Raw genomic sequence first — 23,804 nt, forward strand, 5'->3', positions numbered from 1 at the left:
ACCGCAAGGAGGTGACTCTTTACGCGCCATTTGCGCGTTCTTACAGATACTTCTTGAACGTCGCCGCCGCAATGCACACCGCCACGCCGAGCAGTGCGGCGCTGGGCAGCAGGATCAGCAGCGGGTTCACGCTGACCGGCAGTGCCAGGTAAGTCACCCAAGGCAGTACGGCCAGCGGAATCAGGCTGGCCCTGGCGCGGTGATAGATGAACCCCGATTCGCGTCCCGCGCCGAAGCGGCGGATGTCCCGGCGCACCAGGCCGTCCACCAGTCCGACGAAGGCGGCCATCAGGAACAGCGGCAGGGTCAGGCACAGCACCAGCAGCCGCACGAGGAAGACCAGCGTCGTGTAGGCCGCCGCGATCAGGTAGCTCTCCACGTTCACGTAGACCAGGCCGATGTAGTAGCGGAAATCCTTGGTCGGGCGATGGCTGCCGGCGCTGGCCTGCGCCGACGCATCGCGTATCCAGTCCAGCAGGCCGCTCTTCACGAACAGCCAGTCGTAGCCCTGCTCGACCAGCCGGTGCGCGGTGCGCCCCGGCTCCTGCACCAGCGCGCTGCGCGTGAAATGCGTGGAGAGCTGATCCAGCTCGTAGTGCAGCATGCCCTGCGCGTGGCGCCAGCCCTGATCGGGCCAGAAGAAGTGCATGCCGACGCACTCGATCAGGATGCACAGCAGCAGCGCGCCGCACAGCACGCCGAAGAAGCGGAACGGCAGCGTGACCAGGCCGGCGATCAGGCCTTGCTGTCGTTGCTGCTGGCGCTGGGCCGCGACGGCCGGATCGCTCATGCTTCGGCCTCTTCAGCGGCGGCCATCTGCTTGAAGTCGTCCAGCAGGTCGTCGGGCAGCGCCTTGTCCTGCAGGCCGGGGATGCCTTGGTTCGCCCACCAGTCTCCTGTCTCGACGTAGTGCTGCCGCATATAGCCGGCCAGCTCCTGCAGATCCTTCGGCATGGCTTCGTCGGGGTCGGGTGCCGGCAGCGGCATGCGGACTTTCCAGAGGTTGCCGCCCTCGATCAGCGCGAAGCACTGCCCCTTCGGTAGCGCCACGACATGCGCGGGCTCGATCAATGGCACGCTGTTGCTGCTGATGCGGTCCTGGGTGTTGGACGTGAACGCGGTATTGCCGTGCGGGTCGGAGCTGTCGGTGGCGCCGCTCATCAGTGCCGTGGCATACACCTCGACCTTGGGCAGTTGTCGCGTCAGCAGTTCGGCGGTGGCGGTCTCGCGCACGCGCAGCATGAACAGGTTGTTGAAGTTGCCGACCACCTGGCCGGCCTTGGCACGATTGCCGATGCGGGCCTCGATGTCGCTCAAGGTCTGCGTGTAGGCCGTCACCTGCACGCCGGCACCGCCGCCCTTGTTGACCATCGGAATGAACTCGTCGCCCATGAGTTCATTGAATTCGTCGGCGTGGACGTTGATCGGGATCTTGGTGCCCGCCGCGGCGCCGGGCAGCCCGTCATCGATGCCGAACTTGTAGATGTGGCCGGCGACCGAGACCAGGTCGCTGAACATCGAGTTGCCCACCGCCGCCGCGACTTCGGCGTCGGACAGCGCATCCAGCCCCACGTAGACCACCGCGCGTTTGCGGATGACCTGCATCCAGTCGAAGATCGGCCGCGGGTCGGACAGGTCCGAATAGTTCGGCGCAAGCAGTTGCGCGATCTTGCCGGTGGTGAGCTTCTCCAGCAGCGGCAGCAGCGAAGCCACGATCTTGTCGAAGTACGTCCGGTCGTAGCGCACGGCGCTGCGCAGGCCGTCGAGCACCGGGTCGTAGATGCGCACCTGGGACAGGTACTGTTCGAGGGCCACCACGCGCTTCTCGCGCCCGATCATGTTGCGCGGGATGTTCTTGTCGTTCAGCTTGGCTTCGAGCTGGACGATGACCTCCCAGGCCTTCGGCTCGTTCTTGGCGAAGTAGTGCTGGGCGTACTCGATGAACAGCGCGTCGATGTTGATGACGTGGCGCTGGATCAGCAGGTAGTCCGGCCGCTGCCCCAGCTCGACCAGGGCGCGCGCGATGATGTTGACGAAGCGCCAGGCGAATTCGCGGAACGCGGCGCTGTTGCCTTCACCCGAGAGCTGTCCGGCGATGCGCGTGGCCACCTCGGAGATCCGCCCGAACCGGCCGACAGCGTTGTAGCGCGCCGAGATGTCCGGCCAGCCCAGATGGAAGACGTAGAACTCGCCTTCACGCCCGGCGCGCTTGGCCTCGACGTACATGCGCTTCAACAGGTCCGCATCGCCCTTGGGGTCGAAGACGATCACCACCTCGTGCTCGCCGCGGACCTTGCGGCGGATGTCCTGGGTGATGAACAGCTCGGCCAGCCGCGTCTTGCCCACGCGCGTGGTGCCCAGCACCAGGGTGTGGCCGACGCGCTCGCCCAGCGGCAGGGTGACGTCGACCTCGTGCGGCTCGATGCCATGCAGGCGCGGCAGTCCGCCGACCGGCGGCAGCGGTCGCGCCGGGTTGAGCGGGCTGTCCCAGGCCAGCGCGCGCGCCAGCGTCGAGACTGGAAATGGTACGAACTCCAGCCGTTCCTCCAGCCGCCGGGCGGCCCGGTAGATCGCCGTCGGCTCGACATAGCGGCGGAACTCCGGCCGGTAGGTCTGCATCAGTCGGTGCGTGTGTCGCTGCTCCCAGCGAAAGCCCCGGCCGACGAACAGCCGTTGCTGACTCACCGGCACGTCGCGGCTCGTCATCACGTAGCGCGGCAGGCGGCGGATGTTGCGGCGATAGCGCAGGATTGCCCAGGCATCGCGCAGGCGAATCGCGCCGAAGGTCAGGAAGGCCAGCGCCGAGCCCAGGCCGAGCAGCGGGTTCAGCGCGAGCGACCACGGTGCCACCAGACACAGAATCGCGGCGCCGGTGCAGACCGCCACGGTATGAAGCTCCACCGCTGGCCGCAGCAGAACCTCGACCGCATGCGGTTGGGCCATTTGCGCACCTACTGCTCGACGCCGGTGGACGTGATGAGCACCGGGTAGTGGCGCAGGCCCAGGCGCTGAGCCAGGTCGTCGCCGGAGGCCGGCGAGAGGGTCAGGCCGGGAGCCAGCCTGCGCAGCGCCGTCAGCGCGGCCATCGACTCCACGTTGACCACCAGGCCCACGGCCTGCAGCTCTCGCAGCGTCGCCTGCCGCTGCCGCAGCCAGGCGCGCGACCGCTCGTCGTCGCCGATCAGGAACAGCGCCGTCAGGCCCGGCGCCCGGATGACGCGGCGCTGCACGTCGCCCGGCGACAGTTGCGTCGAGCGCACCGGCAGCATGGCGGCTTCGGCGTCGGCCGCGTTACCCACGCGCGGGGCTGGCATCGGGGCCGGCGGCGTGGCCTGGTCCGGCTGAGGATTCAGCGACTGGTAGTACGGCAGCGCGGAGTCGCCGCCGCGGTCTTCGACGACGATCAGCGGCGCGGAGACGGTCTGGGCGAAGACGGTGGTCGTGGGCAGCAGCCCGATGGCGGCGATAAGGACGATGTGGTTCATGGTGTGGTGGCCTGAAGGGTTGGAACGGGAACGCCGGAGTCGAGCACGCGGGTCAGGTGCCGATGCACACTGCGCCGGTAGCGCGCCGCGGGTGCCCCGCCGGCGGGCCGGTGGTAGCGGCCGATGGCAAGCAGCCAGTCCTCGCCCGGCGTGTGCTGTTCGCGCAGGATTTCCGCAGCGATGGCGAGGTTGCGGTATGGGTCCAGCAGCTCGCAGGGCTGCGTGTAGCGATGCGTGTGGTAGCCGAGATTGACTTGGCCGAGGCCGGCGTCGAGGCGATTGGCCGGCGTGTGGGCGAGCGCACGGTGCAGCCCTGCGCAGGCCTCGGCGCGGGTGGCATAGCGCTGTGGCGAGCCGGCGACGTTGAGCGTCCACGGCCAGGGGATCAGGCGCCCGCGCAGCATGGCGCCACTCTCCTGCAAGGCCACCGCATACAGCACCGCCGCCGGCACGTCTGCACGATGCGCCGCCAGTTGATAGGCCGGCGGCGGCACTTCCCGCCCCAGGGCGGCCAACGCCCAGCCGCCGGTGGCAAGAAGCAGCGCGGCACTGGCGCAGCGGATGGCGACGCGGGACGGCCGACGCTCCCGGCCCGGAGTACCTATTGCCGCTGCCATTGGCCGTTCACCTCGCGCACCACGGCCGGCAGATCGCCGGGCAGGCCGAGCGACAGCCAGCGCCCCGCATCGTGGTTGAGCGTGATGGTGCGGGCGCGCACCCTGGCCGGGTCGATGCCCGCCTGGGTGGCCCACTGCCGGATGCGCGCGTCGTCCTGGCGGCTGCCGACCATGTAGAGGTCGAAGGCCGTGCCGGCCGCCTGCAACTGCTGCACGCGCTGCGCGCACGGTGCGCAGTCGGCCTTGACGAAGACCGCCAGGCGCCCGGAGCCGGTGTTGCCGGCACCCTGCGCCTTGGCGCCGGGCAGGCTCACGCGCGGCTGGCCGGGAAACAGGCGCTGCCACGCCGCGTCGTAGGCCCGCTGGTAGGCCAGCGTCTTGCCGACGCGCCGGGCCTCGGCCTGCACCTGCAGTTCGGCGTAGCGCCTGCGCTCCTCCTCGCTGCGGGCCTCGATGCCCAGCGCGGTGAGCGGATCGAGCTGGGGCGAATAGACACCGAGCGGCCCCTGCATCAGTTGGCGGTAACGTGCCCACTCCTCGGAGCGAAGCCCCCACTCCCGCGCCAGCCTCTCGTCGAGCGCGGCATCAGCGCCCGGCTGCACCTGGGCGGGCACCATGCGCGAGTTCGTCACCGGGGCCGGTTGGGCGGATGCACCGAAAGCGGCGAACAGGACAACGGCAGCGAGCAACGACCGCAGGATCATGGCGACCTCCTACGGCACCGCAACGCGCTGCGTCTGGCCATTCACCTGGAATACGCCCGCCTGCGCCTCGATGGACTGCAGTTGCCAGCCGCCCTCGGCATCGCCCTCGCGCAGCAGCCGGGCGCCCGCGAGTGAGGCCGCGGCGATGGAGGTGATCGACAGAAAGCGCTCGCCTCCCCGCAGCTCCACGCCGAGCACCCGGAACGGCGGCTCCGGCACCTTGGGCTTCGTCGCAACCGGAACGCGCGGGCGAGCGGCGGATGCCACCTGCCGGGCCTTCTCCAGGCGGGTTTCGATTCCGTTCACGCGCGCCTGCAGCGTCTGCAGGTCGATGGCCGAGGCCCTCGTCTCCTCGGCCTCTTCAAGGCGCGTCATCCGTTCGTCCAGCACCTGCCGCGCGTTGGCGAATTCGGCCTGGCTGATCGGCGCCGGCCGGCGCTTGTCCGCATCGGCCTGTTGCTCCAGATCGGCCACGCGCAGGCCCAGCGCCTTGACCTGCGCATCCTGCGCGCTGCCCTGGGTCTGTTCGGCGAGCCGCGACAGGCCGACGCTGTTGATGAGTGCCACGGCACTGATGAGCAGCAGCCAGAAGGCCGCGGCGATCTTGAGCCAGCGCGTGCGGGAATTGCGCTCGGATGGCGCTTGGGGAAAGGTCATGGCTGCATCTCCTCGGGCCGGTCGGCGTCCGGCACGGGCGTGGTGGTGCCGGGCGGGTTGGCGGAAAGGAAGGTGGGAGCACCGTGCCGGCTGAAGCAGACCTGGCGGGTCAAGTCATCGACCGACAGCTCCCAGGCGGGGCCGGCAAGGGTCAGCAAGGCATCGCGCAGCATCAGCGGACCCAGGCGCAGGTGTGCGGCAGGCAGCGGCAGCGCGTAGAGCGTGGCGGCCTCGGCCGCATCGCAGAGCCGATAGCCGGAGCGCAGCAACACATGGCGCATGGCATCGCCCACGCTGGCATCGAGCATGGGCGGAATAGAGACCTCCACCGCCTGCTGCAAGAGATCACGCTGCGCAGGTTCCGGCACCAGCTCGACCAGGGTGTAGCGGCCGTAGCGGGCCACCGGAACGAAACCTGGCTCCGGCGCGACGGCGGTTGGCGATGCGGCCGGCACCGCTGGCGCAGACGGCGCGGCGGTCGTGGCGCAGCCGACGGCGAACAGGCTGCCGGCCAGCAAGCCAGCGGCGAGGGCCAGGCGGTGAACAGCGCGGATGGATGGTTGCATGGAGGGCGCTTCCCTGGAACACGGAGCGCTCACCATCGCCGCCGCTTGGCCTGCGGGCAGCAAACAAAACGCACTGACGCCCGCCCGAATACATGGAGGGCGGCGCCATGGACTGTCATACGCCCAAGAAAAACGGCCCCGAAGGGCCGTGGAAGGAAGCCGGCGACCCCGAGGGGCCGCCGGCATGAGCACATGGATCAGACCGTGACAAGCTGCCGGGCCAGGGCGACCTCGACGGAATCGCCATCCTGGTTCAGAACATCCAAGCCCGACTCGGGTACGTCGCCCGAGGTGCTCTGCGACACCATGATCTTCCTGGCCATCAACCCCAGGCAGGTCATCTGCGAGGAATTGGCGTAGCCGAGGTAGACCACGCGCACCGGCTGCTTCTGGCCGATGCGCCATGAGCGCCGGGCGGCCTGCTGCAGCGAATACACGTTGTAGCCGGACTGGAGGAACACGATGGTCGGGAACTCCAGCAGGTCCAGGCCGGTTTTCACCAGCTCGGGATTGGTGATGAGCACGTCGATGCCGCGGTCCAACTGCTCGGCGATCCAGTCCTCGCGGCGGGAAGCATCCACGCTCGCGCGCAGTACCGCCACCTTGAAGCCTTCCTGCTCCAGCAGCACCCTCAAGCGCGACGTGGTGTCGCGCGTGCCGGTGTAGACCGAATAGACCAGGGTCTTGCGACCCTCTGCCTTCTCCCGCTTGCAGATCTCGATCAGCTCGCGTTCCTTAGGCATCACCTCCAGCTCGTTGAACTGAGCCGGCACGAACGCCAAGGTGCTGCGCGTGCGCGGATGCACCACCGTCTCCGACCGGAAGCAGCAGTCCGGCCAGGCCAGCAGCACGTTGAGGACCACACCGAGCAGCGTCGTGTCGCGCTTCGCCAGGGCCTGCTTCAGCTCCTGGGTCAGGCGACCCGCCAGATCGCGGTAGGCCGCGGCTTGCGCCGTGTCCATCGCGACTTCGCGGAACTCCTCGTCGTAGGGCGGCAGCACGTTGCCACCGATGTCCTTCAACTTGAGGAAGACCGTGAACGGCAGGACGCAACGCAGCACGCCCTTGGGACCGAAACCCGGCGCCTTGACCGTGCGCACCGATACCTTGGTGCCTTTGGCCGTCTTGTGCGCCGTGCCGGTGCTCTCGGAGTAGATGTCCTTCAAGACACCGTGATCGCGCATGAACGCCATCGCGGCCGACGTCATGCTGCCGCTCTTCGTCGGCCGGTAGCCGTCTTCGATCATCCGCCCCGGCAGGGCTCGGAACAGCAGGTGGAACAGGTCGTCGCCGTAGCCGCCCATCAGTGTGCCGGTGAGCAGCAGCGTCTTGCGCGCCTTGGCCGCCAACACCCCCATGGCCAGGCCCTGTGCGGAGCCGCCGTTCTTGTACTCGTGTGCCTCGTCGGCGATGAGCAGGTCGAACGTGCCTTGGGGAAGCTGCCTCTTGATGAACTCGGACGGCTGGTAGCCGCCCTCGCCGAAGCCGAACTCCATGTTGGCCATCGCGCGTTCCATCCGATGGGCTTGCCGGTCCGAGAAGACCAGCTCGCCGTTGCCATCCATCAGGTTGATGAACTCGTGGATGTTGTCCCCGAGCATCGACGCGAGGAAGGCGTCACCGAACTTTTGCATCAGCTTCTGCGCGGTGACTTCCCCGATGGTTGGAATACGCTTCAGTGCCTTGAGCACGGTCGAGGACTGGTCGCTGGCGGACAGGCCTCTCGGACGGATCAACGACCACAGGGGCGCACGGCAGTGGCAGCACTTGCGGCGGGACTCCTCGGCTTCGAGTTCGATCGGGTTGATCGGCTCGCCGTCGAGGTCGGTGATGACATGCCCGCAATCCGGGCAGGCCCCCACGTCGCCGTGAGGCGTGCGCCGCCGAACGAAGACAGGTTTCCAGTGGAACCCCATCCGCATCCGCACGCGGCCCAGGACGAAGAACTCCTGGCCCTGGGCCGGCACGCCCAACTGCTCGCGCAGTTTCAGCAGCTTGACCAGCGTGTCCGGGCCGTTGAGCACCCAGACCTTGGCACCGGCCACCGTCTCCTGAATCTCGCGCCGCCACTTGTAGACCAGGTGGGGTGGCGAGAGCACCAGAGTACGGCGGTAGCCTTCGGCGTTGAGCACGGCTGCGGTGGCAATACCCACCGTCGTCTTGCCGCAGCCCATCTCGCCATTGACGATCGCGGCACGTTCGCCGCGGTCGACCAACAGCTCGGTGACGGCGTGGACCACATCGGCTTGCGCCGGGAACAGCTTGCGCTTCAGCGCGGCGAGGATCAGTTGCCGATGCACCCGCACTTGGCCGGTGTAGACCGGAGGATTGGCGCGGTTGAGCGAGTCGAGCAACTCGTCGCCGAACTCGGACACGAAGTCCTGCAGGCTGAGCGTGAGGGGTGAAGCGGCCGCTTCGAGGAGGTCGCGCTGCACAGCGGTTTCGGGAACGGTTTCGAGATCGAGGGACATGGTGATGCTCCAGAGCAATGGGGCATGCACCTCCCCCACGGGGCGGTGACATGCCCCTGGGTGGGAAGAAAGAAGCGGCGCGAGGCCGCTGGATGTGGATCAGTATTCGCTGGGCAACAGCAGCGTGGTGACGCTGCGATCCCATTCGGTGATGATCCAGAGCTTCAGGTCGCGCGTGACCTGGTAGGACGAGAACAGACGATCCTCGCCGGACTTCAGCGCGGCATCGTTCTGCCGTTGATCGCTGTCGTCCAGGTCGCCCCAGTCGCCATGAAGATGGCGGCGCAGGTACGCGCTGGGATTGAGCCGGCCCTGTCGGACCAGCTCGTCGACGCCGGCGGTCATGACCACTTGCCCGGGCGAAAAGCGTGCTTGTGATGCGAGGTTGAGGATTGCGAGTGCCATGGTGGTTTCTCCTTCTGGAAGAAGGGGCCACGGCACCCCATCGGGGGCAACGTGACCCCGGTGGGTGGATGAAAGCGACGGCGAACCGTCAGGGAACAGCGATCAGCGGATGGTCAGCACTTCGCCCCACGTGGGCGAGCCCAGCGTCAAGTCCCATGCACGAATGACCGGCACGAACTTGTCGGTGAGGATGCGCGTCTCGGCCACGGAGCCGTCGTCGCGCTCGGAGTATTCCGTCTGGAGGGTCTTTTCCTTGTGGGTATCACCTTTGACGACGAGCACGCGCCCGCTCTTGGACGTCACTACGCCGGAGATCGCGCCTGCGGCCAGGGCCAGGGCGAGATGCCAGTGCGACAAGGCCCGCGCGGGCGGACGCAGCGATTGCTGCGCGGCGCCCAGGTGCGTATCGAGCGCCGGCCAGAGTCCTTGCAGCCGGCCGACTTCATCGGCGAACTGCTCGGGCTCCATCGTCACGCGATAGAAGTGCTCCGGCTCTGCCGGGCTGGCAGGGACGGTGTACGGCAGGAACGGCCATTCGAGCGGCAACTCTTCGGCTTCGGCGTCGCCCTGTCCGATCTGCAGCAGCAGACCGCGCACGGCTTTGACCGACTCCGATGCCTGGTCGCGTTGACGAATCCTGCGACCGAAGATCACCACCTGCTTGAACTGCATCTCCACCGCACGGTAGATACGCAGGTCGGCGAAGTGGCGCGTCAGCCATCCGACCAGCTCGGCGTCGAGCACGTAGGACGGCACGATGAAGATCAACACGCCGCCGTACTGCAGCAGCGGCAGCGCACGCTGATAGAACAGCTTTTCCAGCCGCGCACGGCCCTGGCCCTGATAGCCGATGTTGCCGTTCACGTCCTTGCTCAGGTCGCCATACGGCGGGTTCAGCCACAGCAGCCCGAAGGACTGGCGCGAGATCAGCGTGTCCATCAGGTCGCCGTGGATGCAGCGATCGACCAATTGCCGTGCGTGGCGGGCACGCTCGGCGTCGTACTCGACGGCGAAGGCCTGAACCTGCTCGCGCCCGAGGGCGTGGGCGGCTTCGGCGATCGCCACGCCTTCGCCGGCGCAGGGATCAAGGATGGACATGGCGCCGGGAGACGGCGCCAGTGCGGACAAGGCCCGCTCCAGCGTCGGTTCGTCGGTGGGGAAGTAGCCGTTACGAATGAAATTGCGCGCCAGGCGCGGAAACATGAGTGCCATGGATTTCTCCTGGTGATGGATGAGGGAAGGCGGGCACGCGCGGCGCGCATGCCCGTGGGGATGGTTCACGCCACACGCCGAAGCGGTGCGTTCGCGGCCAGTTCGTACTGCGTGGCGCCGAGGGTGCCGTTGCGGATCAGGTCGCCCAACGCCTTCGTCAGCGCCGGGACATCGAGGGCCAGCCGATGGCCTTCCAGCGGCCCGAGGGCCAAGGGAAGACCGGTCAGCATCCGTCGTGTCTGCAACAGCTCCAGCACGGTGTCGCGCCAGTGGTCGAGCAGTGGCAGCGGGCAGGTGTCCTGCACCAGCGTCCACAGCCGGTCGAGCCGGTGAGCGGAATCCCTGGGCAGAAGCGCCAGCGCGCCGGCGTTGGCCTTGTCTGGCTTCACGCAGCGACGATCGAACAGCCACACATTCGTCAGCGAACCGAACAGCGTTCGCCGATAGGCGCGGGTGATGCGCTTTTCCAGGTTCTCGACGTTGCCGACGAAGACCGGGATGGAAGCGCCCTGCTCGGTGATGACGTGGAACTGATCCAGTCCCTGTTCATCCCGGCCGAGGGTCAGGCGGGCGAGGAACTCCTGAACGGCGGTGTCGCGCGCCCAGATCGACAGAAAGACGAGATTGCCCTGCTCGTCACCGACGCAACCGTCGGCCATGAGGTCGGGGCATTCGTCGATGCGGTACAGCGGTTTCGCGGAAGAAGGTGCAGGCATGGTGATGTCCTCTTGAAAATGAAGGAGCAACCACAGCCCGCGGGGCCATGCTCGCCCCGGTTGGGTGAAGGAAGATTCGTGCCGCTAGACGGCGCGTCCCGCGTGGAAGCGGTGAACCCGCTCGCGCCACTCGGAGCTTTGCACCGGCGCCATGTCGAGATAGCGCAGCGGACACGAGTAGTAGTACGGATGCACGGACTCATCGAGGGACTTGTAGCCCCAATCGCCGCCCGAGCTTTCCAGCAGATGGCAGCCGATGTAGCAGACGGACTCACCGGCCGCGAGGCCCATGACGCCCGCCTGCCTGGCGGTGACGCGAACCACGGTCCACAGAACGTCGCCGTCCAGCGTGTGGTCGATGACTTCGCAGCAAGCGCGTTCGGACGCCTGCGGAGCGAGCAGCTCGCGGATCAACTGATCGCGCGTCTGACGAACGAAGGTCCAGCCCATGAGGGTCTCCTTGAAGAAAAGGCCGGAGCCCTCCCCGTCGGGGGAGACCCCCGGCGGGTGGCGGAATGCCGCGCAAGGCGGCGATGGATCAGGCAGCTTTGAGGTGCCAGTCCTGGGACAACGGAGCGAACTCGTAGCCCAGCTTGTCGAGACGGTCGCGCTGCTGACGCAGCACACGACGATCCACGGTCGCATCGAGCTTCACGGTCTCGCCCAGGGGCCACAAGGCACCGAACAGCGCCGCGTCGTCTGCCTCGGCCGAGGCCGCAGCGGACACGGGAGCCGGTTCGCTGCCGAACGGCGTGGTATCGACCAGGGGATCGCGCGGACTGCGTGGCTTCGCCTTCGGCTTGGCCGGGGGCGATGCCGGCGCGGGCGCCTGCGCTTCCTCGTCGATCGGATCGACTTCCTGCGGACTCAGCCGGCGGGCTTCGTCGCGGCTCAGGGCGTCGATGTTGGACAGCGTCATCCCGCCCAGATGGGCGCGGATCTCGATGACCATGCGGCCGTTGGCGTTGTACGTGGAGGGGCGAATCTCGACGATGACGAAATCACCGTCGTACTTGCCCTCGCGGTACTGATCGAGTTCGGCGTTCTTCACGACGAACTCGCCGATCGAGGTCGCCAGGCGGCCGACGTTGAAGTCGCCGTTCCTTCCGTGGATGGTCTTGATGGCCAGTTGGCCGGGAATGGTGATCATGAAGGTCTCCTAGGACGAAGAGAAGACAAGGCCCCGGGGATGGGGCCTTGCGGATCAGAACGACTCGGCAACGGCCAATGCGGGGGCATCGGCTGCGTCGTCGGCAGCATCGGCGACGGGCTTGGAAGGCTCCGGTGCCGAGGCTTGCTGCGCAGCGGACGCGTCGGACGTCACAGGGACTTCCGGGTCGCGCTCGTCGGTCTCGGTCGGCTTGGGTTCGGCCTTGTAGACGAGCTTGCCGTCGACCTTGATCCAACTGACGAACAGCAGGCGGGCCTTGAGGCTCACACCCTGCTCGCCGGCACGCTTGCCCTTGGAGTAGGTGAAGGTGTCGGTCCACAGGTCACCCAGGCGGAAGCCGATCATCACCTTCTTCTCGGCGTCGACCGCCTGAATGCAGCGGCGCACCAGGTGCTGCGCTTCCGAACCCGATACGCGCGTGTCGAAACGCACATACGAGACGTCATCGCTGGGACCGTTCAGAGCCGCGATGCCGCAGGCCAGGAACGCATCGCCTTTCTTGGGCTTCACTTCGCGGATGCGATTGAGGTACCCGAGGCCGGTGATGTGCAGATCGAAGTAGGACTTTTCGTTGGAAGTGGTCATGGTGAATCTCCTGGGAACAAAGAGGCGGAGACACACCCGACCCAAGGCGGGGAAGGTGTGGAACCCCCGCGTGGGTTGATGGAACAGCTTGGTGGCATCGCCATCGAAAACCGATGGCCGTTCGCGCATGGATGCCGGTGCGAACTGGAGTGATCAACGCGGTCGGAACCGCATCGCAGCCTTGAAGATCGTGGCTGCCTGGGCATGTCGCTGACGGACGTCAGCGGAACATGGCCGGAAGCGTGGCGCCAGGACGGCGCGCATGCGAGCGGCAATCGGCACTCGCGGCTGTCCGCATTGCCGGGAAGAAAGAAGCCCCCGGAGCGGGGGCCAGGGATGGGCGGTCAGTTGCCGCTGGGCGGAGGAACCGCCTGCAGCGACAGGTGTGTCGTGGTGGCGGACACGTCGAGGTCGTCCTCGCTGTGCAGGATGCGCGCAAACACGCCCTCCTGCGGATCGAAGAACTCGCCAAAGTCATCGCCGCCGAACTCGGCGCGCGCCAGCTCCCACCAGTCATCGAACGCATCGACATCCGGGTTGCAGCCGGCGGCATAGGCGATGGTCTTCTGGCGACCATCGGGTCGGCGCTCGCCGCGCTCGGCCAGGAAGTACACGCCCTGATCCTTGACCAGGATGACGCGGCATTGATTCGCCACCGCTTCGGCGAGCACGGGCCGCAGCTCCGTGCCTTTGAATCGAACAGTCATGGGTGTGATCTCCAGGGATGCAGGAAGAGAGGCTTCCCGCCGCGAAGGCGGGAAGCTGCTGGGAGATCAGTGCCGGACAGCCTTGCGACCCGACAACAGGCACTGCACTCGGATGCGGCGCCAGCTCCCGTCGTCGATCAGCCGTTCCAGCGTCTCGCCGAGGGTGTCGAAGAACACCTCATCGACCCGTTCAATCAGCTCGCCGTCGCGGCGCAGCTCCACCGCGTAGAGGTCGAGGCCACGCTCATACAGCACGGTGACGTGACCCTGGAACTTCATCGTGGCGACGGTGAAGCCGATGGCCGGTGGCGTGCGGATGATGTCGGCGGGCAGCGGATCGACCCAGGTGATGTCCCGAGCACCGGCGTCCACCAGCATGTGGGTGATGCGCCGGAAGCCGTCGGGAGCGGGCAACTGCTCCAGTTGGTCGATCAGTTCCTGCAGCTCGGGGCAGCGCGGCTCGGGGATCGGCAGCTTCGCCGGTGCGGACCCGAGCACGAACCGCTTCACCGTGTAGGGCTGGCCGTCGGCGGTGAACTCGGTCTGCTCCTCGGGCGTGTCCGCCCGCTGACCGTCGAAGCGGCGTCTGACATAGGGTTCGACCTGCACCTTGGCGCCCTCGTCGGGCACTTCGGTCACGAGCGTGCGATCAAGCACCGCGAACTCGGCCCGTCCCGTCTTGACGACGATGGCCTCGTCGGTGGTGGCGATGACCTTGCCCTCGAAAGGCTTCGGATCGATGTGAAAGCCCAGCGTCGAAACCTTGGGCTGGCCGTCGAAGATGTTGAACTTGAACGAACGGACGTTGGAAGGCACATGACCGACAACGAGCGTCGGCATCTGTGCACGGATGGCTTGGGTATCCATGGGGAGACTCCTTGTGGCAACCAAGGGACTCCCGCCCGCAAGGGAGGTCGGTCCCTTGAGGGTGAGGTGGATGGACGCGGGTGCGCCCGGAGAACGAAGCAACCAGCACGGCGAACCGCGCCGCAGTCTTGAAGGTCTCGACTGCCTGGGCATGCTGCCGGCAACGCCAGCGAACATGCGGCCAGCGTGCGGCACATGGCGGCGGCCGTCCGCCGGGAATCGGCAATGCGCCGGCACCGCGTTCCGCGAAAAAGAAGAGCCCCGACGTGGGGGCTCGAATGGGTTGCGAGTTACTCGTCGTCGTAGAGCGTCAGCCCGTCCAGCACTGGCGCGTCGGCATCGAAGATCAGCAGGCGCACGTCGGCGAGCGCGGCCAGGTGGAGCACCTCCACGAGGGACTCCGGCATGCCTTTCCGGCGATGCTCTCGCTGCAACCGCTCGGCGGTGATGCCTTCGACCCGTTGCAGGTTCTCGTCCGTCCAGGGCGTGGCGATCAGCTTCACGCCGACCGCGGGGCTGTACGGGATGCGGAAGGCGACGAACAGAAAACCGCTCGGCGTGGCGATGTCGGCCAGGTTGGCCAGATAGCGGCCGTCCTCCTCGGTGATGTGCGCCGAACTGATTTCCCAGGCACGGCTGTAGAACCCAGTCTCGAAGCGCAGGCGGCGTACCACCTCGCGCGCGGCTTCCTCGGAGAAGGTATCGCCGACGTGCAGCGGCTGGCCGGCTTCTTCGGCCATGACGGCGTAGACGAGGTTTCGGGCGATGCCGTGGCTGGGGCACTGCGCGTCCAGCTCGGGCGGCACGTTCTGGCCCTCGGTGATCAGCGCGAAGTCGTCGCAGAAGACGCAGGCATGGCGCTCGACCTGGCTGTCCGGCAGATGCGACTGCGAGACGTGCAGCGGCAGATAGCTCAGCGGGCAGTCGTCGTAGGAAATCGCCAGCAGCCGCTGCACGGACAGGCCATCGTAGCCGCGGACGAAGGGGTTTTTGGAATGAGACATGGGATTCCTCCAGCAGAGGATGGCCGAGGCAATCCCCTGCCGGGGATTGAACCCCAGCGAGTGGATGAAGTGGCAGCCGGTCAGCCGGCCGCGGCGTCGGGCCGCCCTGGTGGCGGGCGGTGCAGGTCAGTGGAAGCTGGTGATTCGGGACATGGCCGCTCCTGCGAAAGGAAGGAGGGACATGGCCCCGAACGGGGACGCACGTCCCTCGTGGGGTGGGATGAAAGGACGGTGGGTTGCCAGGCGCGGCTCACCAGCCGTTGTAGTGCAGCGTGAGGTCGGCGATGACCTGGCGCCGTTCCAGATCGAGGCCGCCGAAGTCGGACAGCCCCTCGAAGCCGCAACGCTTGAGCATCGCGCCGCCCTCGCGGGAGTTGTAGAAGCTCACCATCGCGGACAGGAACATGCGTTGACCGCTGCTCAGTACGCCCAGGGCGTCGTTGAGCATCAGCATGTTGGGCCGCAGGTCCCACTTGGTGGTGGCACGCTGCAGACCTTCGCGTGTGCCGTCGCCGAACCACTCGTGGCCGGCGATCTGCGCGCCGCGCTTCCAGGCCTCGAAGAAGGCCTGCGGTGCAGCGTCGAAGTGCGCCTGTTCCAGCGCCATCTGATCGAGCACGTCTTCGGGTAAAGACAGATTCATGAGAGAACTCCTTGAAGGGTGGGAATCAGGGGTGAGCGCGCTGTGTCCAGGCATGGGTATCCAGGGCGCGCTGTGCTGCGAGGTGGGTCGGGAAATACTCGACGGACTCCCGCGATACCGGGCCCTCGTCGTCTTGCGTGCCGATGTAGTGGCCGGCCGCGCTGGGCAGCACCTGTAGCGGCAAACGCTTGCCGGTCCAGGCCAGCGCCAGCGCACCACTGCGCACTGCGGTTGCAGAGGAAGATGCAGAAGGTTCAGACATGCCGTGCTCCTTGGTGGGTCGAGGAGCACGCATCCCGTAGAGGATGGAGTTCCCCTCGGGTGGTTGAGAAAAGTGCATCGTCGCCAGGCCGGCGAGCGTCCGCGGTGGGCGATGCGAAGCGGACTGGATCGGTCGACGCGGCGAACCGCGTCGCAGTCTTGAAGACCGAGACTGCCTGGGCATGCCGCTGACGACTGTCAGCAACGCATGGCGTGAGGATGGGCGCGAAGCATGGCTGCCGTCGCAGGGAAAACCGAATCGCGGACGGCCCGCTTTAGGGCAGGCCAGCGTAACGGGACAAGGCAAGGACCAGGGCGCCGAAGGCCACGCGGGCCTTCGGCTGGAGAGGAAGGAAAACCACCTGTGGGCTGCGTCAGCGCGGGCCGTCGTCAAAGCCGTTCGCTGCGTCAGCAATCGCACCCGGCCCGTTTCGTGGCTGGGGCCGGAAACCTCTGGCGTGCATCCACACACAAAGGGAGCCCGTTGTTCCGCCGGCGGGCACCGGCACGGAATACCCTCGGCCCAAGGGGCCTCCTCACGGCTCGCGCGGCGGCAAGGCGTCAGGAAGCCCCTCGTGACCGAGGCAAGGCACACCGATCAAGGGAATGGCGGCGGGCGCGATTCGTGGAGCAATGACCTTCTCGCCCCGTCGCCCGATGGCGGGCAGACGGGGCGCGCACACCGTTGCAGAAGGAGACGCGCGCTTTGGAGTCCCGCGCGGTGCGGGACGTTTGCCTCGCCGTCAGTGAAGTGGCCGGCGCGGCAGGGGGAAAGCGAGGATCAGGACGCCTTGGAGGCAGCGCGCCGCTTGCGCGGTGCGCTGCGCCGGCCCGTCGGGGACTCGATCGGCAACGTACCCTTGCAGTCCGGGTAGCGCGAGCAGGACCAGAACGCGCCGCTCTTGCCCGTGCGCTGCTGCATCGGTGCGCCGCACTGCGGGCAGGCCGGCGCCGGCGGCAGCTTGAGCGAGAGCGTTGCGCCGCGGTACTGCTGCACGAGCTGGCCGACCCACGCGGCCTGCTTCTCGATGAAGGTGTCCAACGCCATCTGGCCGGCCTCGATCATGTCGAGCGCGTGCTCCCACACCGCCGTAGTGCCGGGGTCGGCGATGGCCGGGGGCACCGCGTCGATGAGCGTGAATGCCGCGTCGGAAGCGCGGACGGCGCGGCCTTTCTTGACCAGGTAGCCGCGACCGATCAGACCGTTGATGATGTTGGCGCGTGTCGCCTCGGTGCCGATGCCGGTGGTATCTCGCAGCTTCTGTTTCAGGCGCGGGTCGGTCACGAACTTGGCGACGGTCTTCATGGCCTTGATCAGCTCGCCCTGCGTGTAGGGTTTGGGCGGCAGCGTCTTCAGCGCCTTGAGATCCACCTTTCCGACCGGGCAGGACAGGCCCGCATGCAGGGCGGGCAGCACCTGGCTGCGCTGCGCATCCTCGCCATCGGCATCGTCCGGCCCCGGCGTCGCCAGCACCTCACGCCAGCCGATGACGGCGATCTGCTTGCCCACGGCCGCCAGCGACTGACTGCCGCACGAGAACTGCGCCACCGTCCGGTCGAACTCATGGTGCGGGAGGAACTGCGCGAGGTAATGGGCGCGGATCAGCCGGTAGACGGCCAGTTCCTTCTCGTTCATGGCCGACAGGTTGGCGGGCTCCAGCGTCGGGATGACGCCGTGGTGAGCCGACACCTTGCCGTCGTTCCATGCACGCGAGCGCTGTTGGCGATCCAGGCGCTCGATCAGCGGCCGCAGGCTGGGGTCGGTCTTGACCATGCTGTCGAGTACGGTCGGTACCTCGGCCAGCATGCTCTCGGGCAGGTAGCCCGAATCCGAGCGCGGATACGTTGTCGCCTTGTGCGTCTCGTACAGCGCCTGGGCAATCTCCAGCGTCTCCTGCACGTCGAGGTCCAACTGCTTGGAGCACACCTCCTGCAGCGTGCCCAGGTCGAACGGCAGCGGCGGCCCTTCGCGCACCCGCTCGGTTTCTACCGACAGCACCTGGGCGGAGCTGGCCGTGCGCAGGCGCTCGGCGGCCTGCTGCGCCACCGGCTGTTGCAGGCAGCGGCCCGCATCGTCGGTGCTGCCTTGCGGCGGCGTCCAGCTTGCGACGAAGGACTGGCCTGCATGCGAAAGCGCAACCTCGATGGCCCAGAACGGTACGCAGACGAATCGCGCGATCTCGCGATCACGGTCCACGACCAACTTCAGCGTCGGCGTCTGCACGCGCCCCACCGACAGCACGCCCGTATAGCCGGCCTGGCGCCCCAGCAGTGTGAACAAGCGGCTCAAGTTCATCCCGATCAGCCAGTCGGCGCGCGATCGGGCGAGTGCGGAGAAATACAGCGGCAGCGTCTCGGCGGACGGCTTGAGCGCACCCAGCGCTTTGCGGATCGACGCATCGTTGAGCGCCGACAGCCACAGGCGCTGAATCGGCCCGCGGTAGCCGCACAGGTCGATGATCTCGCGGGCGATCATCTCGCCCTCACGGTCGGCGTCGGTCGCTATCACCAGCTCGCCCGCCTTGGCGACGAGCTGCTGCACGACCTTGAATTGCGCTGCGGTCGCCGCCTTGGGCTCGACACGCCAACGCTCAGGAAGAATGGGCAGTTGCTCGATGGCCCAGCGCTTGTATTGCTCGCCGTAGCCTTCGGGCGGAACCGCCTCCACCAGATGACCGATGCACCAGGTCACGACGACACCCGCGCCGCTGTAGCAGCCGTTGCCGCGTTGACCGGCACCCAGCACACGGGCGATGTCCTTGCCCTGGGACGGCTTCTCGCACAGGAAAACGCGCATGAAGCCTCCTTGGAAATGTGCGGTTCATCGGATGGGCGTCAGCTTGGCGGGGCCAGGAGATGCCGGCAGCAAGGAAGTCGATTGATGCAGACACCGCTTTGTGATCGGCAGGCGGTTTGTTGCCGCAGCGGTGTGCATAGATCGTAGGAGCTGGCACAGCAAGAGCGTCGTTTCGGGAGGGCGGCTGGAACTCCGTGGACGACCTTGGAGCTATCCCCTGGGGATAGCTCGCTGGTGCATCGCGGGCGTATGACGGTTGCTACAGTCGCCCTCGGGGGAACGGCGATGGGCGAATTACTGTCCGCCGGCCGGCTTGGTGCTGAGCGCCACCGACTCGATGCGGTACGGCAGGATGCCCACGCGCCGCGCCTCGACCTTGAACGTCACGCGCTCGTTCTCGTCGGCGTCCTCCCATTCGTCGCGCACGGTGCGGCCCTCGACCAGCACCCGCATGCCTTTCTGGTATAGCGTCTTCCAGTGCTCGGCGTCGCGGTGCCACAGCTCCACGGGCGCCCAGAAGCCACCGCGATCTTCGTACTCGCCGTCCTTCTTCGGGATCGGGTTGTCGAAGTAGACGTTCAGGCGAAGCAGCCGGCGTGGCTCGTCGTTGCCGTTCGGAAATTCGCGGTAGTCCGGCGCAGAACCGATGTTGCCCTCGCCGACGAAGTGCGTGCTCATGGAGACTCCTTGGTGGTGGGTGGAACGGACGCGGTATGCCCGTGGACGCGCCGCAGGTAAGCCGCTTCGGCCTGCGCGGCCTTGCTGGCGCATTCCAGGGCTTGGCGGGCGATGCTGTGGGTCAGGCTGATCTGCATGTTCAGCACGATGCGCTGCAGTTCGATCGCGTACAGCTCGTCGATCAGCGAGGCCGGCGTCGCGGGGTTGGCCAGCAGGGCCTCCCACAACGCCACGCCCATGGAGGAACGGTCGAGGTTGCGCCAGCGCAGGAAGGTCGTCCCTGCGCCAGTGGCCTGCTGGGCCAGTTGCACGTCGAGCAGGCTGAATGGATAGGCGCGCGCCTGGGGCAGCACGCGCCGCTGCGCCAGGCCAATCACCTCGTCGCGCAGCGCTGCGCACTGGCTGGCCCAGGTCTCCAGACTCCCCTTACCCTTAAAAGGCTGTAAAAGGCCTTTTAGGTAGCCTGCGTGTTCCAGCCGCTGGAAGTCCGCCTGTTCCAGCGCCACGAAGCGCGTGGAGTGGCTGATAGGGGGCGATGCTGTCATGCGCCAGCACCCTCATCGCCCGCGGCACCATCGGCTGCGCCACCCGTGGGAGCCGGCGCATCGGGCACGATGGCAGGCGCAGCAGGCGGCGTGCCGGGCTTGTTCGACCGCCGCGCGATGGGTGGCGCGAAGCGCGAGCGGCGCGTGCCTTCCAGCACGTCCTGCGGCAACTCGCCGAACTTCTCCAGCGCCGCTCGCGCCGCCGCGTTCTTCGCCGCGAAGTCGTCGCGCGTCGTGCCCGAGTAGCGGTACTGCTGGGCCAGCGAGAACAGGCTGCGCAGCGCGTGCGCACCATCATTGAGCCAGCGCTCCAAGGTGCTGCGGTCGATCAGCGCCGTGTGGTGCGCCAGGATGAGCTTGCGTGCCAGGTCGTCGTAGTCGGCCAGCAGATACACCGCCATGAAACCGAGCTGGGCGTTCACGAACAGCGGCAGCTTCACCGGCTGCACGTTCATGTTCTCGCCCAGGGACAGCGCCGCTGGCACGTCGGCCAAGGCCTGATCCACCTGTTCGCGCAGGGTCTGCAGACGGGTCTTGGTGTCGGCGAGCTTGTCCTCGATCCGCAACATCCACCAGTCCGAGTACGGGTCGTCCTGCTCGGCGCCGCGCTTCATCTTGTTCATGGCGCCGATGAAGCCGTTGAGACCGATGATGCCGGGGCGCCCCTCGGTCGGCGCACGGCCGTGCCAGATGCGCGAAGCGTGGTGCGTGTGCAGCGTCAGCGACATCGCGCTGCGCAGCGATCCGAGATTCAGTTGCAGGGGTTCTGTGCGTTCGTTGGCCATGGGAGCGACTCGCGGTGAAGGGGCGAGTCGCCAGCATCGGCATCGGCCGGAAGGCTGTCAGTCAACAAACCGCAGCCCATGCGCGCCCGGTTTGTTCCGCACGGAAGGCTGTGTGTGCCGGCTATCCCCTGGGGGATAGCTCGGCGGAGTTGTTCGCGGCTCGCGCGGAGGTGAGACCGCGTTGCGGGGCTATGCCTCGCGAGGTCTGTACCAGGCGGCCCGTTGCCCCTCCACCTCACGGTAGCGAAGCTCGAACAGGCGGCACTCGTGCACCACCTGCCGCCAACTGCTGCAGCCGTACTTGGCTGGAAGCTGCTCGGGATGCTGGTCCGCGATCCAGCGGCCAGCGGCGGCAATGGGTGTCCAGCCCTCGACGGCCAACTGCGCGGCGGCCTCGCGCAGCACGCGAACGATGCCGGCGGCCGGCCAGTCCACCGTGCCGTCCGGCGCGATGCCATTGACCACCAGGTCGTGGAACACATCCGACTGGACGAACTCCGCTGCCAGGCGCCGCGCCTGATCCATGTGCTCGGCCCAGCCGCGCAGCTGCTCGAAGTGTTGATCGATGCGCGTGTAGGCGGAACCGAGTTCGTCCTGTGCAGCGCGGCACCCGTCCACGGTCCATAGATCGTGCTGGTCGATGAAGTGGTGCACCAGGGTGTTGCGCAGCGATACCAGGTCTTTGAGGTCGGCCTGGGTTTTGGCGTAGTCCTGCGCAGACAGGCTCAGTTGCACGCGCGTGCGAAAGGAAATCACGTCGCCGGGAAGATCATCGTCGCGTTCCTCGCCGCCATTTCCATCGGTGACCACATACGAACCAAACAGTTGTCCGACCAACGTGCCCAGGGTCTTGGTCGCGGCATCTTCGATCCGCGCTGTGCGAATGGCCTCCAGCGAATGCGCCGGGCCTGAAATCTCGTGGTGGGCCACGATGGCTTTCATGAGGCGCTCGTATTGTTGAAGGCGCAACAGGCATCTGCCCAGCAAGCGCTGAACGTCTTGCTGTAGTGGTTGCAGTGCGTTTGTGGCGGGGGAAGTCGTCATGTCCATCGTCGGCCGGGCTCGTGTGTGGCTGTCCTCGTCTGATTCACAGGCGACAGTTTCGCCTGTCATTCGGCGGGCGACAATCGAGCGCGGCGGAAAGATGTCTGTTCCAGCTATCCCCTGGGGATAGTCAACATCAGCGATCACGCAAGGCTTCTCGGAGCTGAGCCAGGTAGGCTCGTGCGACCTCGGGGTCAGCCGCACGGGATGCTGGCGGTGACGAGGGCGCAGGTGACGGGGGCGCTGGCGGCGTCGATGCACTTTCTCCGGCCCAGGCCTTGAACTCCCCGCGGATCGCCTTCTGGATGATGCCAAACAGGTAGCCGGCCGGGTTGCGTACCGCGCTGTTGTGGCAGCGTGCCGCCCACTCGTCGAGAACGGCCTGCCTCTGCGCCTCGTCCACCTGCTGCAGCGCCACCAGCGCGCCGGCCTGCTGCTCGTCCTTCAAGCGCAGGAAACGCTCGGGCAGCCGCAGGTTCTGCAAGGCCCTCGCGCGCGGTACTGTACGTACTTCATTTATACGATCATTACGTACTGTACGGTCCTCCTTCGGAATCCGAAGAGAGCCGTCCGGCGCGGGTTTCGGTCCTGCTTCGGATTCCGAAGACGGGCGCGCAGCATTCCGAAGAAGGGCTTCCTGGCCTTCTTCGGATTCGTGGTCCGCACCCTCCTGTGGATAACCTGGCGTCGTCCAGCCATGCCGCGCCATGCGCTGCGCCAGCACTTGCAGACGGGTCGGCAGCGTGCGCCCGCTGAGCAGCGGGTCTTCGGCGATCTCCCGCAGCGTGTTCATGCCCACGACCTGCACCGCCTTCGCCGCGTGCGTGAGCGCCTGGCTCACCAGGCCCAGGTAGTCCGGGTCGAGCTGCATCGCCTCGAAGGGTGACAGCGGTTCGTCGTGCAGCACGTAGAGGTTGCCTTGGATACGGCCGGTCTTGGGATCGCGCCGCCGCCGCACCAGGCTGAGCCAGCGCGTCAGCCGCAGCAGCGTCAAGGCGCGCGCCACGGTCTCGTGCGAGGCTTGCGCCGCACAGGGCATGGACGCCAGATATGGGCGGAGCTGGTCGTAGGTGGGAAAGGCGGTCACGCCGTCGTCGTTGAGCTGCAGGCGGAACACCTGCCAGGCATTGCGCTCCAGCGGCGTCAGGCGCCGGTCGAGGAACAACGCGCGCGGCACGCTCTCGTGCCGGTTGCCGCTGTAGAGAAAGCCGTCCTGGCTCGGCGCCGGTTCCTTCGGCTCAAGGTGCCGCAGCGCCTCGTCGAACAACGCCGACAGCGCAACCGGGCCATCACGCCGTGGAGCGTCGCCCGTCGTCATGACCTACACCAGCCCCTGGTCGACCCAGTTCCGTATCGCCGACCAGATCACCGACATGGGCAGGGTCATGGCCTCGGCCAGGTCCATGGTCAGCGCCAGCATCGCCATGTCGTCGATCAGTGCGATGTGCCGCTCCGTGATGCCGGCCTTCCAGCGTTCCCACAGGGCCACGTCCTGCGCCTCGTCGAGCACCGGATGCCGACCCTTACGCTTGGGCAGCCCGAGGATGTCGCGGCGCAGCGCCACTTCCTGATGCGTGAGGCCGTAGAACTTGCTGACCATCTCCGTGCTCGCCCCCAGGCGCAGCATGCGGTCCACCGTGGCGATCTCCCGCTCCACGTCGTGCACCTGGCTCAGCAGCCGCTTCAACACTTCCCGGTTCACCGACACCGAACACCACGACACCGTGGCATTCACCAGCATGCTCACGAGTTCTGGGTGCTTCAGCGCATCCAGCTCCTCCTCACCGAAGCCCATGGCCTTGCAGCGGCGCAACTGGCCGTTGCGCAGGTCATGCAGGGCCTGGGCGATCACGGCCTGGTTGAGCGGGTGCGGTGCCGACATAC

Annotated in this window: 26 protein-coding genes; all 26 read right to left on the minus strand. The window is 67.0% G+C overall.

Annotation, left to right across the window (positions count from 1 at the left end):
* Positions 1-40 precede the first annotated feature (40 nt).
* Positions 41-790, minus strand: coding sequence for a TIGR03747 family integrating conjugative element membrane protein (locus CXK94_RS16015; RefSeq protein ID WP_015038879.1), 750 nt, complete (start codon positions 788-790; stop codon positions 41-43).
* On the minus strand, positions 787-2,943 hold the full coding sequence (gene traD / locus CXK94_RS16020; protein WP_102895082.1) for a type IV conjugative transfer system coupling protein TraD: 2,157 nt from the start codon (positions 2,941-2,943) through the stop codon (positions 787-789). Before traD ends, CXK94_RS16015 begins: the two co-directional genes overlap by 4 nt.
* Positions 2,944-2,951: 8 nt before the next feature.
* Positions 2,952-3,485 (minus strand): integrating conjugative element protein, encoded by a 534-nt coding sequence (locus CXK94_RS16025; RefSeq protein WP_031688133.1) that lies wholly within the window; start codon positions 3,483-3,485, stop codon positions 2,952-2,954.
* Complete coding sequence (locus tag CXK94_RS16030) at positions 3,482-4,102, minus strand: lytic transglycosylase (protein ID WP_102895083.1); 621 nt, start codon at positions 4,100-4,102, stop codon at positions 3,482-3,484. The genes CXK94_RS16025 and CXK94_RS16030 overlap by 4 nt, the downstream gene beginning before the upstream one ends.
* A complete protein-coding gene (locus CXK94_RS16035; protein WP_102895084.1) occupies positions 4,087-4,806 on the minus strand; it encodes a TIGR03759 family integrating conjugative element protein in 720 nt (239 codons plus the stop codon). The genes CXK94_RS16030 and CXK94_RS16035 overlap by 16 nt, the downstream gene beginning before the upstream one ends.
* Before the next feature lie 9 nt (positions 4,807-4,815).
* Positions 4,816-5,463: a hypothetical protein gene (locus tag CXK94_RS16040; protein ID WP_102895085.1), complete on the minus strand. Its 648-nt coding sequence runs from the start codon at positions 5,461-5,463 to the stop codon at positions 4,816-4,818.
* Positions 5,460-6,029, minus strand: coding sequence for a PilL N-terminal domain-containing protein (locus tag CXK94_RS16045; RefSeq protein WP_180984437.1), 570 nt, complete (start codon positions 6,027-6,029; stop codon positions 5,460-5,462). The genes CXK94_RS16040 and CXK94_RS16045 overlap by 4 nt, the downstream gene beginning before the upstream one ends.
* A gap of 197 nt (positions 6,030-6,226) precedes the next feature.
* On the minus strand, positions 6,227-8,500 hold the full coding sequence (locus CXK94_RS16050; protein ID WP_180984438.1) for a helicase-related protein: 2,274 nt from the start codon (positions 8,498-8,500) through the stop codon (positions 6,227-6,229).
* Positions 8,501-8,599: 99 nt separating this feature from the next.
* Positions 8,600-8,905 carry a hypothetical protein gene (locus tag CXK94_RS16055; RefSeq protein ID WP_019486119.1) on the minus strand — a complete coding sequence of 102 codons (306 nt, stop codon included), beginning with the start codon at positions 8,903-8,905 and terminating at the stop codon, positions 8,600-8,602.
* A 102-nt stretch (positions 8,906-9,007) separates the two neighbouring features.
* Positions 9,008-10,117, minus strand: a complete 1,110-nt coding sequence (locus CXK94_RS16060) for a DUF6094 domain-containing protein (RefSeq protein ID WP_102895088.1) — start codon at positions 10,115-10,117, stop codon at positions 9,008-9,010.
* A gap of 65 nt (positions 10,118-10,182) precedes the next feature.
* Positions 10,183-10,833, minus strand: a complete 651-nt coding sequence (locus CXK94_RS16065) for a hypothetical protein (protein WP_031755000.1) — start codon at positions 10,831-10,833, stop codon at positions 10,183-10,185.
* 84 nt (positions 10,834-10,917) lie between these two features.
* Positions 10,918-11,283: a hypothetical protein gene (locus CXK94_RS16070; RefSeq protein ID WP_013982123.1), complete on the minus strand. Its 366-nt coding sequence runs from the start codon at positions 11,281-11,283 to the stop codon at positions 10,918-10,920.
* An 88-nt stretch (positions 11,284-11,371) separates the two neighbouring features.
* Positions 11,372-11,983: a DUF3275 family protein gene (locus CXK94_RS16075; protein WP_004255049.1), complete on the minus strand. Its 612-nt coding sequence runs from the start codon at positions 11,981-11,983 to the stop codon at positions 11,372-11,374.
* 54 nt (positions 11,984-12,037) lie between these two features.
* A complete protein-coding gene (locus CXK94_RS16080; RefSeq protein WP_102895089.1) occupies positions 12,038-12,589 on the minus strand; it encodes an STY4534 family ICE replication protein in 552 nt (183 codons plus the stop codon).
* 344 nt (positions 12,590-12,933) lie between these two features.
* Positions 12,934-13,296, minus strand: a complete 363-nt coding sequence (locus CXK94_RS16085; protein WP_003294147.1) for a DUF3085 domain-containing protein — start codon at positions 13,294-13,296, stop codon at positions 12,934-12,936.
* A 66-nt stretch (positions 13,297-13,362) separates the two neighbouring features.
* A complete protein-coding gene (locus CXK94_RS16090) occupies positions 13,363-14,163 on the minus strand; it encodes a hypothetical protein (RefSeq protein WP_013721851.1) in 801 nt (266 codons plus the stop codon).
* Positions 14,164-14,453: 290 nt separating this feature from the next.
* On the minus strand, positions 14,454-15,167 hold the full coding sequence (locus CXK94_RS16095; protein ID WP_102895090.1) for an ABC transporter substrate-binding protein: 714 nt from the start codon (positions 15,165-15,167) through the stop codon (positions 14,454-14,456).
* Between the two features lie 250 nt (positions 15,168-15,417).
* On the minus strand, positions 15,418-15,810 hold the full coding sequence (locus tag CXK94_RS16100; protein WP_003141051.1) for a hypothetical protein: 393 nt from the start codon (positions 15,808-15,810) through the stop codon (positions 15,418-15,420).
* A 25-nt stretch (positions 15,811-15,835) separates the two neighbouring features.
* Positions 15,836-16,072 (minus strand): hypothetical protein, encoded by a 237-nt coding sequence (locus CXK94_RS16105; RefSeq protein WP_102895091.1) that lies wholly within the window; start codon positions 16,070-16,072, stop codon positions 15,836-15,838.
* A 780-nt stretch (positions 16,073-16,852) separates the two neighbouring features.
* Positions 16,853-18,868, minus strand: a complete 2,016-nt coding sequence (locus CXK94_RS16115) for a DNA topoisomerase III (protein ID WP_102895093.1) — start codon at positions 18,866-18,868, stop codon at positions 16,853-16,855.
* 294 nt (positions 18,869-19,162) lie between these two features.
* Complete coding sequence (locus tag CXK94_RS16120; protein ID WP_003141056.1) at positions 19,163-19,546, minus strand: single-stranded DNA-binding protein; 384 nt, start codon at positions 19,544-19,546, stop codon at positions 19,163-19,165.
* The gene (locus tag CXK94_RS16125; RefSeq protein ID WP_102895094.1) at positions 19,543-20,091 is read right to left on the minus strand and encodes a DUF3158 family protein; all 549 of its coding nucleotides are present in this window, start codon (positions 20,089-20,091) and stop codon (positions 19,543-19,545) included. Before CXK94_RS16125 ends, CXK94_RS16120 begins: the two co-directional genes overlap by 4 nt.
* Positions 20,088-20,876, minus strand: coding sequence for a PFL_4669 family integrating conjugative element protein (locus CXK94_RS16130; RefSeq protein ID WP_053461223.1), 789 nt, complete (start codon positions 20,874-20,876; stop codon positions 20,088-20,090). Before CXK94_RS16130 ends, CXK94_RS16125 begins: the two co-directional genes overlap by 4 nt.
* A gap of 189 nt (positions 20,877-21,065) precedes the next feature.
* Positions 21,066-21,818, minus strand: a complete 753-nt coding sequence (locus CXK94_RS16135) for an OST-HTH/LOTUS domain-containing protein (RefSeq protein WP_180984439.1) — start codon at positions 21,816-21,818, stop codon at positions 21,066-21,068.
* Between the two features lie 238 nt (positions 21,819-22,056).
* Positions 22,057-23,238 carry an STY4528 family pathogenicity island replication protein gene (locus CXK94_RS16140; protein WP_102895096.1) on the minus strand — a complete coding sequence of 394 codons (1,182 nt, stop codon included), beginning with the start codon at positions 23,236-23,238 and terminating at the stop codon, positions 22,057-22,059.
* 3 nt (positions 23,239-23,241) lie between these two features.
* Positions 23,242-23,802: a DUF2857 domain-containing protein gene (locus CXK94_RS16145; RefSeq protein WP_102895097.1), complete on the minus strand. Its 561-nt coding sequence runs from the start codon at positions 23,800-23,802 to the stop codon at positions 23,242-23,244.
* Between the last annotated feature and the right edge of the window lie 2 nt (positions 23,803-23,804).

The organism is Stutzerimonas stutzeri (assembly GCF_002890915.1).
GTDB classification, from domain to species: Bacteria; Pseudomonadota; Gammaproteobacteria; order Pseudomonadales; family Pseudomonadaceae; genus Stutzerimonas; species Stutzerimonas stutzeri_AF.